Here is a 15,550-nt window from a genome sequence, read left to right on the forward strand (position 1 = left end):
AGGCGCGTCAGTCGTGAAGGCTCAATGGCACGCCGCTCATCAGGGTCGAAGTGGCGGCATTGGCCAGAATGCGGTCGTTGTTGATCATGATCGGCGACGACAGTACGTCGCGCAGGTGGCGGCCCATGGTGAACTCACCGTCATTGCGGTAGCCGGAAAGGCCTGCGGTGCGCATCGCATGCATCACGGTCTCGACCGCGAGCTCCGAGGCCTGCACCTTCAGAAGCGTGATCGAAGACTGGAAGTCGAGCGAGCCGAGCGCGCGTTCGTCGTGCTCGGCGCGGGCAAAGGCGTCGATATTGGCTGATATCAGCGCCCGCAGCTTGGCCAGCGACATCTTGGCGGCGGTGAAATGCGCGGCTGCCGGGGGCATCTGGCCTCCTGAGCTGCGGGCCGCCTTGCGGACGAAGGCCTGCGCACGGGTGACGGCGGCTGCAGCGATCCCAGCCCAGGCCGACGACCAGCACAGATGCGCGAACGGCGTCATGGTCTGGGCGTGGATCTTGTCGTAGGATTCCGGGAAGACGCGGTCGGTCGGGCAGTCGACCTTCAACTCGAAACCGGTCGAGCAGGTGCCGCGCATGCCGAGCGTTTCCCAGCCCAGCGTCCGCTTCAGCGAATAATCGTCCCTGGCGAGCGCCAGCAGCACCTGGTCGGACGCAGAAGCGTCGGTGGCGCGGCGGGCGATGGTCACGAGGCCGTCGGCCTCGGCGCCGTAGGAGATCACGGTGGCGTCGCGCAGCAGCGAGACGGTGTCGCCGGCGACGTCGACGGCGGCGGCGCTAGCGCGGATGTTGCCGCCATTCTGGCCCTCGGTGGTGGAGGAGGCGAGCAGCCACTGGTCGCGCGCGACCCGGCGCATCATGGTTTCCATCCAGGGGATGCCGTGGCCGTGCCTGACGACGCAGGCGACCTTTGTCGTGTGCATCGCGTAGATCATCGCCGTGGAGGCGCAGGCGCGTCCGAGCGTGTAGCAGACGTCGGTGACGTCGTGGATCGAGGCACCGAAGCCGCCGAACTCGGCCGGGATCATGACGCCGAGCAGCTTCTGCTCACGCGCAACCTCGAAAGCCTTGTGAGGGAAGCGGGCATCGCGATCGACCCCGTCGGCGTCAGCTGCCGCCACGGTGGCGGTGCGGGCGGCGCGTTCGATGAGAGAGGGACCATGCTCGAGAAAGCTCGTCTGCGTCTCGTCGACAGTGAGGACTGCTTCACGCACGTTCATACTCGTCCGCCTCCGGTTTGCCGTTCAGGATCGCCGGCATCATTCGCGATGCCGCTTGAGCGATCCTTCGACCATCTTTGCTTATGAGATGAGGCTACGGATTTAATTCAAATTCGTCGATGAAATAGAGGGTAAACAAAGCCCAATTCCGAACGAACAGTTAAGTTCGGGTTGTTTGCATCGCCCGGATTCCCGCGATCGCGTTAGGGATCTGTAAGAAGCCGGAAATCCAGACAATCTGAGTCATCGTTTACTAAGAAACGCGAAGTAATGGTGGCATCCATTGCGGGATCGGCCCGCCGTGCCCATCGTAGCCGGCAACCGGTCCGACCTTTGTCGACAGATGGGAATTTACCGATGCAGGCTTTCGATACCGAGTTGCGCAATCGAATCATCAAGCTGGTGAAGGGCATCCTCGCCCAGAACGCGCTCTCCGCCGAGGTCACGCCACAGGCCAAGCTCGTCGACGTCGGCCTGACCTCGATGGACATGGTCAATCTGATGCTCGGCGTCGAAGCCGAGTTCGACTTCACGATTCCCCAATCCGAGATCACACCGGAGAACTTCCAGTCGGTCGAGACGCTGGAGCGTATGGTCGCGACCCAGCTGCAGTCGGCGGCTGCGTAATCGAGATTTCCGGCGTCGTCCCGGCGAAGGCCGGGACCCATACCGCGGAATCTATCGATTGCGAATAGTCGCAGTACCGAACGACCAGTCTTCACCAAACTACCGCCTGGGGTTATGGGTCCCGGCCCCCGTGCGCAATTGCGCACTAGGCCGGGACGACACCGAATGTGTGGCGAGCGCTTTCCGCTGGTCTCGGCATCGGCACCCATCACCCGTTCCAAAACCAACATAAAACTGGCATAGCTTCTCCACGGAATCGCGATGGCGCGAACGGGTGGAGCAGGCATGACGCAGGCGGTATTGGGCATCATCGGCGGCTCCGGCATCTACGATCTGCCGGGGCTGGAGGGCGCTCGCGAAGAGGTGATCAAGAGCCCCTGGGGTGAGCCGTCGGCACCGCTGCGGCGCGGCTCAATTGCCGGCCTGCCGATCGTGTTCCTGCCGCGCCACGACAAGGGCCACCGGCTGTCGCCCTCCGACATCAACTATCGCGCCAATATCGACGTCCTCAAGCGCGCCGGCGTCACCGACCTGATCTCGCTGTCGGCCTGCGGCTCGTTCAGGGAGGAACTGCCGCCGGGAACCTTCGTTCTCGTCGACCAGTTCGTCGATCGTACCCACAAGCGCGAGAGCTCGTTCTTCGGCCGGGGTTGCGTCGCGCACGTGTCGATGGCGCACCCGGTCTCGCCGCGGCTGCGCATCCATCTTGCCGCGGCGGCTGAAGCCGAGGGCATCGCGTTTGCGCGCGGCGGCACCTATGTCTGCATGGAGGGACCGCAATTCTCGACCTATGCGGAAAGCATGACCTACAAGACGCTTGGCTATTCCGTGATTGGCATGACCAACATGCCTGAAGCGAAGCTCGCGCGTGAGGCCGAGCTTTGCTACGCCACCGTCGCGATGGTGACGGATTTCGATTGCTGGCATCCCGATCACGACGCCGTCACCGTGCAGGACATCATTCGCGTTCTGAGCTCGAACGCCGAAAAGGCAAAGGCGCTGGTGGCCCGACTGGCGAAAGACTTCCCGCGCGAGCATGAGCCGTGCCCGATCGGCTCGGACCGCGCGCTCGATACCGCGCTGATCACCGCGCCCGAGGCGCGCGATCCCGAGCTCTTGAACAAGCTCGATGCGGTGGCCGGGCGCATCCTGCGAACGTGATACGAAAGGCAGAATGCCATGAAGGTCGACGGCAAGCATTTCCGCAGCATCTGGCGTGAGCGCGACGGCTGGTCGGTCGGCGCGATTGACCAGCGCCGGCTGCCGCATGAGTTCATCATTGCGAAGCTGACCTCATGCGAGGACGCGGCCCTCGCCATCCGCGACATGCTGGTGCGCGGTGCGCCGCTGATCGGCGCGACCGCAGCTTACGGCATGGCGCTGGCGATGCGCGAGGATGCCTCCGACGCCGGCCTGAAGCGTGCCTACGACACGCTCGTGGTGGCGCGGCCGACCGCGATCAATCTGAAATGGGCGCTGGACGAGATGCGCGCGAGCCTCGCGCCGATCGATCCGCTGGAGCGCGCCGAAGCCGCCTATGCGCGCGCCGACGAGATCGTCGAGCAGGACGTCGAGATCAACCGCGGCATCGCCGGCAACGGCCTGAAACTCATCGAGGCGATCGTCGCAAGGAAGAAGCCGGGCGAGACGGTCAATGTGCTGACCCATTGCAATGCAGGCTGGCTTGCGACCGTCGACTGGGGCACGGCGACGGCGCCGATCTATCTCGCGCACGAACGCGGCATCAAGGTCCATGTCTGGGTCGACGAGACGCGTCCGCGCAACCAGGGCGCCTCGCTTACGGCCTGGGAGCTCGGCCATCACGGCGTGGCGCATACGGTGATTCCGGACAACACCGGCGGGCATCTGATGCAGCACGGCATGGTCGATCTCGCCATCGTCGGCACGGATCGCGTTGCCGCCAATGGCGACGTCTGCAACAAAATCGGCACATATTTGAAGGCGCTCGCCGCTCACGACAATAACGTGCCGTTCTATGTCGCGCTGCCGTCGCCGACGATCGATTTCGCCGTTGATGACGGCGTCCGCGACATCCCGATCGAGCAGCGCAGCGGCACGGAGGTCACCGACATGACCGGCCGCACTGCGGACGGAAGGCTTGAGACGGTACGCATCGTGCCGGAGGGCTCGCCCGTTGCAAACTATGCCTTCGACGTCACCCCGGCGAGGCTCGTCACCGGCCTCATCACCGAGCGCGGCGTGTTGAAAGCCGATCGCGCGTCACTTGCCGCGGCGTTTCCGGAACGGATCGCCGCCGCGGCCGAGTAGGTCTGGTTCGGCGATAGCTCGCCACAGTCGTCATTGCGAGCGCGGCGAAGCAATCCAGAATCTTTCCGCGGCGGCAGTCTGGATTGCTTCGCTGCGCTCGCAATGACGGAGAATGATGTTCTAGCTCAGCTTCAATTCCGTCGCGGCCTCGAGCTCGGCGATCGCCTGGGCGCCGCTGGTCACCTTGATCGTGGTCATGCCCATCTCGCGCGCGGGCTTCAGATTGACGCCGAGATCGTCGAGATAGATGCAATTCTTCGGATCGACGTTCAGCGTCTCGGCCATCAGCTGGTAGATGCGCGGGTCGGGCTTGCGCAGGCCGATCTTGGCGGACTCGATCACATGGTCGAACAGCACCATCACCTCGGCGACATAAAGTGAGCGCCCGGTCATGCTGCCGATCGCATTGGCCGGCAGATTGTTGGTAATGCAGCCGGTCTTGAATTGCGCCTTGATGCGCTTCAGCGCTTCGACCATCTCGGGGCGCAGATCGCCCTGAAGCAGCGGCAGCACATCGCGGCCGCGCACCTCCGCGCCGAGCGCCAGCGACTCCGTCGCGAACAGCTTATCGAACGTGTCGATGTCGACCTCGGCGCGCTCGAACTTGGCCCAGGCATTTTCCAGATGATTGGCGGCATTGGTGCGCCGGATGATGTCGATGGGCAGGCCACGTTCTGTCTCGAACCGCGTGAACGCCTCAAATGGCGAACTCGTCAGCACGCCGCCAAAATCAAAAATCACAGCCTCGATCGTCAAGGTCCCGCCCTCGTCAATTCCTTTCCAAGAGCGCTAGCATGCGCTATCGGCAAGGGCCAGTCCGAAGCCACCTCACCGCCGTCACCGATGCCGAAGCGTGTTCCCATGAAAAAGCTTGCAACCATCATTACAGCCGCGCTGCTGCTGGCCACGCCCGCTTATGCCATCGTTGGCGGCGGCACGCCGCAGACCGATGGCGTCGCGCGCGCCGTCGTCACGATCGTCGGCTCGCGCGGCAATTTCTGTACCGGCACCCTGGTTGCGCCAAGGCTGGTGCTTACCGTCGCCCACTGCGTGCCGCCCGGCGCGGACTACAAGATCGTCGATCGCGGCACTGACGGGCAGCCGCAACTGCTGAATGTCCGCACCGTCGCGATCCATCCGAGTTTCAACATGCAGGCGATGCAAGGGCATCGCGCTACCGCCGACCTGGCACTGCTGCAACTGGAAATTCCATTGAAGGGAAAATCGACGGTGCCGGTCGGTGCGCCCAATATTCCGATCCAGGTCGGCAGCCGCTTCGTCATCGCTGGTATCGGCGTCACCGTGCGTGGCGACGGCAAGAGTGGCGGCGCGACGCGCGTTGCCGGCCTTGTTGCGACGGGGCAGCCCGGCACGCTCCAGATCCGGCTGGTCGACCCCGTAACCAACGGTGTTCGCGACGGAATTGGGGCCTGCACCGGTGATTCCGGCGGTCCCGTGTTCGAGGACAAGCCGACCAGATCCGTGCTCGTCGGCGTGATCAGCTGGTCCACGGGGCCGAACGGAGCCGCCGGCTGCGGCGGGCTGACCGGAGTCACGCCGCTCACGCTCTATCGCGACTGGATCTTGCAGACCGCGCGGAGCTGGGGTGCGGCGCTGTGATTTGACCGCGTCCCGATCTATGTCATCTTGAAGCGGAAGCGCGATGGGCAACCATGTCCGTCGCGGGGGAAACGCGTCGTCCAACCAAGGGCGGCCATAAAAACAAGCAAGGCATAGAAGCAACAATGAATGTCGCTGTTCGCAGTCACGCCACGGCCAAACAGGCTTCTGAACATTTCGACGTGCTGATCGTCGGCGCCGGCATCTCGGGCATCGGCAGCGCCTATCACATGACCAAGCAGCTTCCGGGTGCGAGCTTCGTCATCCTGGAAACGCAGGCGACGTTCGGCGGCACATGGACCACGCATCGCTATCCCGGAATTCGTTCGGACAGCGATCTTCACACCTTCGGGTATAGCTTCAAGCCCTGGGTCGGGCCGCCGATCGCGACCGCCGAGGAAATCCTCGCCTACATGAACGAGGTGATCGACGAAAACGATCTCGCGCGGCATATCCGCTACAAGCACAAGATCAACTCGGCGAGCTGGTCGAGCGAGCAAAACCTCTGGACCATCGAGGCGGTGACGACCGACACTGGCGAGCCGAAAACCTTCACGGCGAACTTTCTCTGGATGTGCCAGGGCTATTACCGCCATTCGGAAGGCCATACGCCGGAATGGAAGGGTACGGAGCGCTTCAAGGGCCGCATCGTTCATCCGCAAACCTGGCCTGACGATATCGATCTCGCGAACAAGAAAGTCGTCGTGATCGGCTCCGGCGCGACGGCGGCGACGCTGGTGCCGAACATCGCCGACAAATGCGCGCATGTCACGATGCTGCAGCGTTCGCCGACCTATTTCCGTCTCGGGCGCAACGCCATCGAGATCGCGGAGGAGCTACGCAGGCTTCAGGTTGACGAAGCCTGGATCCACGAGATTGTCCGGCGAAAGATCCTGTTCGAGCAGGACGCGTTCACGAAACTCTGCATCTCCAAGCCGGAGCAGGTGAAGAAAGAGCTGATCGGCCAGATCAGCGCGGTGCTCGGTCCGGAGTACGATGTCGACACACATTTCACGCCGAGCTACCGGCCGTGGCGGCAGCGCATCGCCTTCGTGCCCGATGCCGATCTGTTCAAGGGCATCGCCAGCGGCAAGGCGTCCGTCGTCACCGATGAGATCGAGTGCTTCGTCGAGAACGGCATCCAGCTCAAATCCGGCAAGCTGCTCGAAGCCGATATCATCGTCACCGCAACCGGCTTCAATCTCGCGGCGCTCGGCGACATCGCCTTCGAGGTCGACGGCAAGCCGCTCGCCTTCGGCGACACCGTCACCTATCGCGGCATGATGTTCACGGGCGTGCCGAACATGGTCTGGGTGTTCGGCTATTTCCGCGCCAGCTGGACGCTGCGCGTCGACCTCGTCGCCGACTTCGTCTGCCGTCTGCTCGGTCACATGAAGGCCAAAGGCAAGAAGAAGGTCGAGGTGAGCTTGCGCGCCGAAGACCACAACATGCCGATCCTGCCCTGGATCGATCCGGAGAACTTCAACCCCGGCTACATGATGCGCAACATGGACCTGCTTCCCAAGCGCGGCGACAAGCCGGAATGGCAGCACAGCCAGGACTACTGGACCGAAAAGGACGAGATCCCGAAGACGGATCTGGATGGCGGGGAGTTTGTGTACGGGTGAGGTGGGGTAGGCGCTAACCACGCATTGCAATGTCGTCCCGGCGAAGGCCGGGACCCATACCGCGTGATCTATCGACTGCGGTTGGTAGTAGTCCCACGATAACGAGTCATCGCCAAACTACGTCTTGTGGCTATGGGTCCCGGCCTGCGCCGGGACGACACTGGTTATTGGGTGGGCAGGTCTCAACTCACCCGCAGCATCGCTACGAATTCCTTCTTGTCGCATTCGTTGCAATCGCCGCCGCCGCGGTCCGGTTCTCGACCCCGAGCTTGGAATAGATCTGCTCGAGATGCTTGTCGACCGTGCGCGGGCTCAAGCCCAAAATCTGCGCGATGTCGCGGTTGGTCTTGCCCTTGCTGAGCCAGGCCAGCACCTCGCCTTCGCGGGTGGTGAGGCCGAGCTCGCTGGTGAATTCGGGTGGCGGCGCGGTGCCGGACTCCCTTGACAGCCGCAGCAGGAACTCGTTCGGCGCGGTCTCGCCCATATAATACAGCCGGAGCTGAGGATTGTCGGGCAGGGAAGCCGCTTGAGACTTCGAGCTGCCCTTGCCTTTCGCCTGCTCCAACCATTGCAGCAATGGTACTGGCAGGACGAAGTCGTCCTCGGCCTGTGCGCCGTGGTGATCCGCCAGCAGCTTCTGCGCCTGCGGGGTCGCCCACAACAATTTGCCTTGGCGATTGACCGCGAACAGGAATCGGCCGGAGACGTCGAGCGCGGCGCGTGCGCTCTGCGTCAGCCGCGCATTGCCGAGATGAACGCGGATGCGCGCCAGCATCTCCTCGATCACGATCGGCTTGGTCACGTAGTCGACCCCGCCGGCCTCCAGCCCGCGCACGATGTGCTCGGTCTCGGCGAGCCCCGTCATGAATATCACCGGAACATTGGCAAGGCCCGCATCGCGCTTGAGGCGGCGGCAGGTCTCGAACCCGTCCATGCCCGGCATCACCGCGTCGAGCAGCACGATGTCAGGCGTGATCTGGTCGACGATGCGCATCGCGGCTGCGCCGTCGAGCGCCACCATCACCGTCATCCCTGCGCTGTCGAGCGCGTCGGTAAGCAGCCGCAGCGTCTCCGGGGAGTCGTCGACAACGAGCGCGACGTCGCGCTTTTTCGACTCAGTGCTCATACGCATGCAACGTCTTCAATGTGGCCATGTACTGGTCGAGATCGAAGCGGTCGATCAGCGACCGCATTTCCGCGACGAAGTCGGCATGTTCAGGATGCTCACTGCCGATCTCGTCCAGCTTCAACTCGATAGCCTTGACGTAGCCGATCTGACCGAGCCCGATCAGCGCCTCGATGTGTCGTACAGGTGGCCGCGAGCCGCTCTCCGGCCGCCATAGCGGCACGGCGATCTCCTCCGAGCCGTATTGCCATTCGATCTTGAGAAGCTGGCGGATGCTTTCCAAAAGCCTGGGAATGTCGATCGGCTTCATCAGATAGCCATCGTGGAAAGGCTGCGCCAGCGGTGTGCCGTGCGCCTCGAGCGCGCTGGCCGACACCATCAGGATGCGCGCCTGATGGTGGCCGTTCGCGCGCAACGTCTCCGCGACCGTCCAGCCATCCATGCCCGGCATGGAGATATCGAGCAGGAACAGATCGGGCCGGCAGTGCTGGGCCAGCGCCAGGCAGCCGGGGCCGTCGGGCGCGCTGAGCAGGATGAAGCCGAGTGGTGTCAACACCTCGCGCAGGAGGTCGCGATGTACGGGATCGTCGTCGGTGATGAGGATGGTCTTGCGCGCGCCGTGATAGCCGGAGATCGGGGCCTCTACCGGCGCGATGCGCTGCGGATTGGTGACTTCCGAGAGCAGCATCTTGACCTTGAACGTGCTGCCGCTGCCGACCGTGCTCGAGACCTTGATGTCGCCGCCCATGACGCCGGCGAGCAGCCGGCTGATGGTCAGGCCCAGCCCGGTGCCGGTCTGCGGCTGCGAGACGCCGAGCGCGCCGCGCTCGAACGGTGCGAAGATGCGTTCGAGATCGTCGCCCTGGATGCCGGGGCCGGTGTCGATCACCTCGAACTCCGCGACCGGGCTGCGATAGTGCACCACGAACTGCACACTGCCGGTCTGGGTGAACTTGATTGCGTTGGACAGCAGATTGATCAGCACCTGGCGCAGCCGCTTCTCGTCGGCATAGACCACGACCGGCAAATGCGCCGGCCGCCTGAACACGAAGTCGATGCTCTTGGCAGCGGCCTGAAGGCGGAACATGCCGACGAGCTGGTCGAGGAATTCGCTCAAGCGCACTTCGTCGCGGGACAGGTACAGCCGCCCCGCCTCGATCTTGGAGATGTCCAGAATGCCGTCGATCAGGCCGGAGAGGTGATCGGCGCTGCGGCGGACGACGCGGACCTGGTCGCGCGGCTTGGTGTTGAGCGTCGTATCCTGCTCCAGGAGTTGGGCATAGCCGCTGATCGCATTCAGCGGCGAGCGCAGCTCGTGGCTCAGGCCCACCACGTAGCGGCTCTTGGCGAGGTTGGCGGATTCGGCGATTTCCTTGGCACGCTGGAGCTCGGCGTCGGTGCGCTTGTGCGCGTCGATCTCCTGGATCAGCAGCGTGGTCTGGCGCCGGGTCTCGGCCTCGGCGGCCCGTCGGCTCTGCTGCGCCAGCACGAACAGCCAGGCCACGACGCCGATGATGATGCTGAGCGAGAAGAACACCTTCCAGAGCACGTTGGAGACGAGCATGTTCTCGCCGGGCACGCTGACCGAGGTCTGGAGGTAGATCAGCCCCAGTACCAGCGCGACGAGGCCCGCGGAGACCACGAACACACCGATATAGTGGCCGAACTGCGAGTTGATCCGCTGATAGATCGCCTGCGGCAAGATCCTGGCGAGCGCGTCGGCGAACTGCACCTGCGCGCGCGCATGCGGTTTGCACAAATCGTGGCAGCGCGCATCGAGCGAGCAGCATAGCGAGCAGATCGGGCCCGCATAGGCGGGACAGGAGGTCATGTCCTCCGGCTCGAAATGGTGCTCGCAGATACAGCACTGGATCGATTCGATATTGGCCCAGCTCTTCTTCGGCTTGCGCGCGATGTAGTATTTACCGTCGGTGAGCCAGGCGATGATGGGTGCGGTGACGAAGGCGACCGTCAGCGCGACAAAGGCCGCGAGCGCTTTCATGGTCGAGCCGAACAGGCCGTAGAAGGCCGCGATCGAGACGATGGTCGCGATCGTCATCGCGCCGACGCCGACCGGGTTGATGTCGTAGAGATGGGCGCGCTTGAACTCCATCTGCGGTGGGCGCAGGCCGAGCGGCTTGTTGACCACGAGATCGGCCACCAGCGCGCCAACCCAGGCGATCGCGACATTGGAGTAGAGCGCGAGCGTCTGCTCCAGCGCCTTGTAGACGCCGATCTCCATCAGCAGCAAGGCTACCATCACGTTGAACACCAGCCAGACGACCCGACCGGGATGGCTATGCGTCAGACGCGAGAAGAAATTCGACCAGGCAATCGAGCCTGCATAGGCGTTGGTGACGTTGATCTTGAGCTGCGACAGGATCACGAACGCGCCGGTGAGTGCCAGGGCCATGTCCGGCTGCGACAGCACGTAGCGAAACGCTTCGAGATACATGTGCGCAGGCTCGGCCGCCAGCTCGCTGGAGAGACCGTGGCTCAGCGCGAAGAAGGCGAGAAACGAGCCCAGCAGCAGTTTCAGCGCGCCGAAGATGATCCAGCCGGGGCCCGCGATCAGCAGGGCGGCCCACCACGACGTTCGCGAGGTGCGGCGGTCGCGCGGCAGAAACCTGAGGAAATCGACCTGCTCGCCGATCTGGGCCACCAGCGAAAACACTACGGAGGATGCGACACCGAACAGCAGCAGATCGAAATGTCCGCTGGGGTCGCCGTGCTCGCCGGCGAATTTGCGCCACTCCGTGAACGAATAAGGGTTCGCCCAGGCGATCGCTGCGAAGGGCAGGATGTGCAGGATGATCCAGATCGGCTGCGTCCAGAGCTGGAAGCGGCTGATCAGCGTGATGCCGTAGGTGACAAGCGGGATGATTGCGACCGCGCTGATGAGGTAGCCGATCGGGCGCGGAATTCCGAAGCACATCTCGAGCGCCGTCGCCAGGATCACCGCCTCGATGGCGAAGAAGATGAAGGTGAAGGAGGCGTAGATCAGCGAGGTGACGGTCGAGCCGATATAACCGAAACCGGCGCCGCGGGTGAGCAGGTCAATGTCGATGCCGCATTTGGCGGCATAATAGGCAATCGGGACGCCGCAGCAGAAGATGATGGTGGAGACGACGAGGATCGCGGCGGTGGCGTTGGTAACCCCGTAGTTCAGGGTGATGGTGCCTCCGATCGCCTCCAGCGCGAGAAAGGAGATGGCGCCCAGTGCAGTGTTGGCGACGCGGGCGGCGGACCACCGGCGCGCGCTCTTGGCGGTGAAGCGCAGCGCGTAGTCTTCCAGCGTCTGGTTGGCGACCCATTGGTTGTACTGGCGCCTGACGCGATCTATTCGCTGCCGCCCTGCCACTTAACCCCCACTCCTACTCCCGAACGCGCCGGACCCCTCGCAAAACCCGTACCAAAAGCCTACGTCGTCATTTTGCGGTGCAGTATACGCGATCTTGCGTATGCTTGCAGTGCACAAATTCGAGCCATCCTCACGGCACCAATCGCGTGTTCTCGAACAACAGTGGGGTGCTCATGTCAGACGAAGCGAACAAGGGCCTGTTATCGCCGCTCCGGCGCAAATTATTGATGGGAATGGCGGCCGTGCCGGCCATCACCATGCTACCGCGAGCATCTTTTGCGCAGGCCCCGGCGACCTCGGCGGTCAATACCACGGGCCTCGCGGTTACCGACACCGAGGTGACGGTCGGCATTCTGCATTCGGCGACCGGCACCATGGCGATCTCCGAGACTGGCTCGATCGAAGCCGAAAAGCTCGCCATCGAGCAGATCAATGCCATGGGCGGCGTGCTCGGGCGCAAGATCAAGTTCATCCAGGAAGACGGCGCAAGCGACTGGCCGACCTTTGCCGAAAAGGCCAAGAAATTGCTGGTCAACGACAAGGTCGCGGCGATCATGGGCTGCTGGACCTCGGCGTCCCGCAAGGCCGTGCTGCCCGTCATGGAGCAGTACAACGGCATGCTCTACTACCCGACCTTCTACGAAGGTCTCGAGCAGTCCAAGAACGTGATCTATACCGGCCAGGAAGCCACTCAGCAGATCCTCGCCGGCCTGAACTGGATCGCCAAGGAGAAGGGCGCGAAGTCGTTCTTCTTCATCGGCTCCGACTACATCTGGCCGCGCACCTCGAACAAGATCGCGCGCAAGCATGTCGAGAACGTGCTGAAGGGCAAGGTCGTCGGCGAAGAATATTATCCGCTCGGCAACACCCAGTTCAATTCGGTCATCAACAAGATCAAGCTGACCAAGCCCGACGTGATCTTCACCGACGTCGTCGGCGGTTCGAACGTTGCGTTCTACAAGCAGCTCAAGGCCGCCGGCATCGACCTCTCCAAGCAGGCGCTGCTGACGATCTCGGTGACGGAAGACGAGATCGACGGCATCGGCGGCGAGAACATCGCGGGCGCCTATGCCTGCATGAAGTACTTCCAGTCGCTCGACAATCCGAACAACAAGACCTTCGTCCCGGCGTTCAAGAAAATGTGGGGCGAGAAGACCGTGATCGGAGACGTCACCCAGGCTGCCTATCTCGGCCCGTGGCTGTGGAAGTTGACGGTGGAGAAGGCGGGCTCCTTCGACATCGACAAGATCGCGGCGGCGTCGCCAGGCATCGAGTTCAAGGGCGCTCCGGAAGGCTATGTGCGCATCCACGAAAATCATCACCTCTGGTCGAAGACTCGGGTGGGACGCGCCAAGCTCGATGGCCAGTTCGAACTGATCTACGAGACCGCCGACCTGGTCGAGCCGGATCCGTTCCCCAAGGGCTACCAGTAAGACGAGAGCTACCAGTAAGACGCGGCGTTCGTCGCCGTTTCCCTCTCAGGCAAACCTCTCCCTGGCGTGGACCGCAAATCCACGCCCAAGACCCCCGCGTCGCGAACCTGCTCGCGACGCGGGACCCTTTCCCGACGGAGGACATCGATGTTCGGCGACTACTCGCTTGGTGACCTTGGCTCCATCTTCGTCATGCAGGGCTTTGCAGGATTGATCCTGTTCTCCGTCTACGTCCTGATGGCGCTGGGGCTCGCGATCATCTTCGGCCAGATGGGCGTCATCAACATGGCCCATGGCGAATTCATGATCCTCGGGGCCTACGTCACCTGGATGACCTCGAGCTTCTTCCAGTCCTATTTGCCGAGCCTGTTCAGCGGCTACTTCTTCCTCGCGATGATCCTGGCCTTTGTCGCATCCGGTGCGTTGGGGATGCTGGTGGAATGGGTGCTGATACGGCATCTCTACAAGCGCCCGCTCGACACGCTGCTTGCGACCTGGGGCCTCAGCCTGATCCTGCAACAGGCCTATCGCTCCGTGTTCGGCGCGCGCGAGGTCGGCGTCGAGCTGCCGCAATGGATGCTTGGCTCGCTGCACGTGACCGACAGCATCGAAGTGCCGATCAACGGCGTCTTCGTGATGTGCCTCACCGTCCTGATCACCGTGGGCGTCGCCTACGTGATGTACAAATCGCGCTGGGGTCGGCAGGTGCGCGCCGTCGTGCAGAACCGCATCATGGCCGGAGCCGTCGGCATCAACACCGAAAAAGTGGATCGCTACACTTTCGGCCTCGGCTGCGGCATTGCCGGTGTCGCCGGGAGCGCCTTCACGATGATCGGCTCGACCGGGCCGACCTCCGGACAGCTCTACATCGTCGATACGTTCCTCGTGGTCGTGTTCGGCGGCGCGGCAAGCCTGCTCGGCACCATCGCATCGGCCTTCTCGATCTCGCAGACCCAATCAACCCTCGAGTTCTTCCTGTCGGGCTCGATGGCCAAGGTGCTGACGCTGCTTGCCGTTGTCGGAATCCTGATGCTGCGGCCGCAGGGTCTCTTCGCCCTCAAGGTCCGCAAATAACAAGAAGCAGGCAAGTCATGGTCATCAACTCACGCTTCTTCAATCGATCCGAGCTCATGGGCTTCCTCGTGCTGGCCGCCGTGCTGTTCGTGATCCTGCCGCTCTCGCTGGATGTGTTCCGTCTCAATCTTGTCGCGAAATATCTGACCTACGCCTTCGTGGCGCTCGGTCTGGTGCTGTGCTGGGGTTACGGCGGCATTCTCAGTCTGGGGCAAGGCGTGTTCTTCGGCCTCGGCGGCTATTGCATGGCGATGTTCCTCAAGCTGGAGGCCTCCAGCGTCGAGAATACCAAGATCCAATCGACGCCAGGCATCCCGGACTTCATGGACTGGAATCAGATCACGTCATTGCCGCTGTTCTGGCAGCCGTTTCACAGTCTCGCCTTCACCATCCTCGCCATCATCCTGGTCCCCGGCATCTTCGCGCTGATCATCGGCACTGCGATGTTCAAGCGCCGCGTGGGCGGCACCTACTTTGCCATCATCACCCAGGCGGTGGCGGCCATCCTCACCATCCTGATCGTGGGCCAGCAGGGTTACACCGGCGGCATCAACGGCATGACCGACCTGCGCACTCTCAAGGGTTGGGACATCCGGCCCGACCACGCCAAGGTCATCCTGTACTTCGTCGAAGTGGTGCTGCTGTTCGCCTGCATCGGCATTGCGCAGTTCATCCGCCTGACCAAGCTCGGCCGCATCCTGGTGGCTATGCGCGAACAGGAGGACCGCGTCCGCTTCTCCGGCTACAGCGTCGCCAACTTCAAGATCTTTGCGTTCTGTATGGCCGCGGTTTTCGCCGCGATCGGCGGGGCCATGTTCGCGCTCAATGTCGGTTTCATGTCGCCGTCCTTTGTCGGCATCGTGCCGTCGATCGAGATGGTGATCTACACCGCGGTCGGCGGACGGATGTCGATCTTCGGCGCGATATGGGGGGCCATTCTGGTGAACTTCGCCAAGACCAGCCTGTCGGAATCCTTTCCGCAACTCTGGCTGTTTGGTCTCGGCGCGCTGTTCATCGCGGTCGTGCTCGCATTCCCGAACGGCCTGTCGGGGCTCTGGGCCGACTATGTGCAGCTGCGCATCGACCGCCTGTTCGCCTCGCGCAAGAAGCCGGGCTGGACCGACAATTCGGTTGCCGACGGCGCACCCGCAGAGTGAGGAGACCATC

12 protein-coding genes are annotated in these 15,550 nt (G+C 63.0%); 8 read left to right on the forward strand and 4 right to left on the reverse strand.

All coding sequences use genetic code 11. The annotated features are described in order from the left end of the window. Window positions 1-7 precede the first annotated feature (7 nt). Window positions 8-1,225, reverse strand: coding sequence for an acyl-CoA dehydrogenase family protein (locus ACVIN2_RS21935; protein ID WP_456767126.1), 1,218 nt, complete (start codon window positions 1,223-1,225; stop codon window positions 8-10). A 357-nt stretch (window positions 1,226-1,582) separates the two neighbouring features. Between ACVIN2_RS21935 and ACVIN2_RS21940 the strand changes: the two genes are divergently transcribed. The 3 genes from ACVIN2_RS21940 (at window position 1,583) to mtnA (ending at window position 4,141) form a co-directional block, all read left to right on the forward strand. Next, a complete protein-coding gene (locus tag ACVIN2_RS21940; protein ID WP_456767127.1) occupies window positions 1,583-1,852 on the forward strand; it encodes a phosphopantetheine-binding protein in 270 nt (89 codons plus the stop codon). Window positions 1,853-2,137: 285 nt separating this feature from the next. Further along, on the forward strand, window positions 2,138-3,013 hold the full coding sequence (locus ACVIN2_RS21945) for an S-methyl-5'-thioadenosine phosphorylase (RefSeq protein ID WP_456767128.1): 876 nt from the start codon (window positions 2,138-2,140) through the stop codon (window positions 3,011-3,013). Window positions 3,014-3,031: 18 nt separating this feature from the next. After that, window positions 3,032-4,141 carry an S-methyl-5-thioribose-1-phosphate isomerase gene (gene mtnA / locus ACVIN2_RS21950; RefSeq protein WP_456767129.1) on the forward strand — a complete coding sequence of 370 codons (1,110 nt, stop codon included), beginning with the start codon at window positions 3,032-3,034 and terminating at the stop codon, window positions 4,139-4,141. Between the two features lie 120 nt (window positions 4,142-4,261). Here mtnA and ACVIN2_RS21955 read toward each other — a convergent pair whose 3' ends face one another. After that, window positions 4,262-4,897, reverse strand: a complete 636-nt coding sequence (locus ACVIN2_RS21955) for an HAD-IA family hydrolase (RefSeq protein ID WP_456767130.1) — start codon at window positions 4,895-4,897, stop codon at window positions 4,262-4,264. Window positions 4,898-5,002: 105 nt separating this feature from the next. On the opposite strand from ACVIN2_RS21955, the gene ACVIN2_RS21960 reads away from it, so the two are divergent. After that, the gene (locus ACVIN2_RS21960) at window positions 5,003-5,761 is read left to right on the forward strand and encodes a S1 family peptidase (protein WP_456767131.1); all 759 of its coding nucleotides are present in this window, start codon (window positions 5,003-5,005) and stop codon (window positions 5,759-5,761) included. Window positions 5,762-5,886: 125 nt separating this feature from the next. Then, window positions 5,887-7,389, forward strand: coding sequence for a flavin-containing monooxygenase (locus tag ACVIN2_RS21965; RefSeq protein WP_456767132.1), 1,503 nt, complete (start codon window positions 5,887-5,889; stop codon window positions 7,387-7,389). 202 nt (window positions 7,390-7,591) lie between these two features. On the opposite strand, the gene ACVIN2_RS21970 is transcribed toward ACVIN2_RS21965, so the two are convergent. After that, a complete protein-coding gene (locus ACVIN2_RS21970) occupies window positions 7,592-8,521 on the reverse strand; it encodes a response regulator (protein ID WP_456767133.1) in 930 nt (309 codons plus the stop codon). Further along, window positions 8,505-11,876 carry a hybrid sensor histidine kinase/response regulator gene (locus ACVIN2_RS21975; RefSeq protein ID WP_456767134.1) on the reverse strand — a complete coding sequence of 1,124 codons (3,372 nt, stop codon included), beginning with the start codon at window positions 11,874-11,876 and terminating at the stop codon, window positions 8,505-8,507. Before ACVIN2_RS21975 ends, ACVIN2_RS21970 begins: the two co-directional genes overlap by 17 nt. Before the next feature lie 173 nt (window positions 11,877-12,049). Here ACVIN2_RS21975 and urtA point away from each other — a divergent pair, with 173 nt between their 5' ends. The 3 genes from urtA (at window position 12,050) to urtC (ending at window position 15,540) form a co-directional block, all read left to right on the forward strand. Next, a complete protein-coding gene (urtA, locus tag ACVIN2_RS21980) occupies window positions 12,050-13,309 on the forward strand; it encodes an urea ABC transporter substrate-binding protein (protein ID WP_018455941.1) in 1,260 nt (419 codons plus the stop codon). Between the two features lie 147 nt (window positions 13,310-13,456). Then, window positions 13,457-14,383 (forward strand): urea ABC transporter permease subunit UrtB, encoded by a 927-nt coding sequence (gene urtB / locus ACVIN2_RS21985; protein WP_018455942.1) that lies wholly within the window; start codon window positions 13,457-13,459, stop codon window positions 14,381-14,383. Window positions 14,384-14,400: 17 nt separating this feature from the next. Continuing rightward, window positions 14,401-15,540, forward strand: coding sequence for an urea ABC transporter permease subunit UrtC (gene urtC, locus ACVIN2_RS21990; RefSeq protein WP_456767135.1), 1,140 nt, complete (start codon window positions 14,401-14,403; stop codon window positions 15,538-15,540). Window positions 15,541-15,550: the final 10 nt, after the last annotated feature.

It is taken from the genome of Bradyrhizobium sp. USDA 3650 (assembly GCF_054057395.1).

Excerpts from the sequence above, each read along its gene's own strand:
- ACVIN2_RS21935 (WP_456767126.1), bottom strand. The coding sequence starts at position 1,225 with ATGAACGTGCGTGAAGCAGTCCTCACTGTCGACGAGACGCAGACGAGC.
- ACVIN2_RS21970 (WP_456767133.1), bottom strand. The coding sequence starts at position 8,521 with ATGCGTATGAGCACTGAGTCGAAAAAGCGCGACGTCGCGCTCGTTGTC.
- ACVIN2_RS21945 (WP_456767128.1), top strand. The coding sequence starts at position 2,138 with ATGACGCAGGCGGTATTGGGCATCATCGGCGGCTCCGGCATCTACGAT.
- urtC (WP_456767135.1), top strand. The coding sequence starts at position 14,401 with ATGGTCATCAACTCACGCTTCTTCAATCGATCCGAGCTCATGGGCTTC.
- mtnA (WP_456767129.1), top strand. The coding sequence starts at position 3,032 with ATGAAGGTCGACGGCAAGCATTTCCGCAGCATCTGGCGTGAGCGCGAC.
- ACVIN2_RS21940 (WP_456767127.1), top strand. The coding sequence starts at position 1,583 with ATGCAGGCTTTCGATACCGAGTTGCGCAATCGAATCATCAAGCTGGTG.
- urtB (WP_018455942.1), top strand. The coding sequence starts at position 13,457 with ATGTTCGGCGACTACTCGCTTGGTGACCTTGGCTCCATCTTCGTCATG.
- urtA (WP_018455941.1), top strand. The coding sequence starts at position 12,050 with ATGTCAGACGAAGCGAACAAGGGCCTGTTATCGCCGCTCCGGCGCAAA.
- ACVIN2_RS21960 (WP_456767131.1), top strand. The coding sequence starts at position 5,003 with ATGAAAAAGCTTGCAACCATCATTACAGCCGCGCTGCTGCTGGCCACG.
- ACVIN2_RS21965 (WP_456767132.1), top strand. The coding sequence starts at position 5,887 with ATGAATGTCGCTGTTCGCAGTCACGCCACGGCCAAACAGGCTTCTGAA.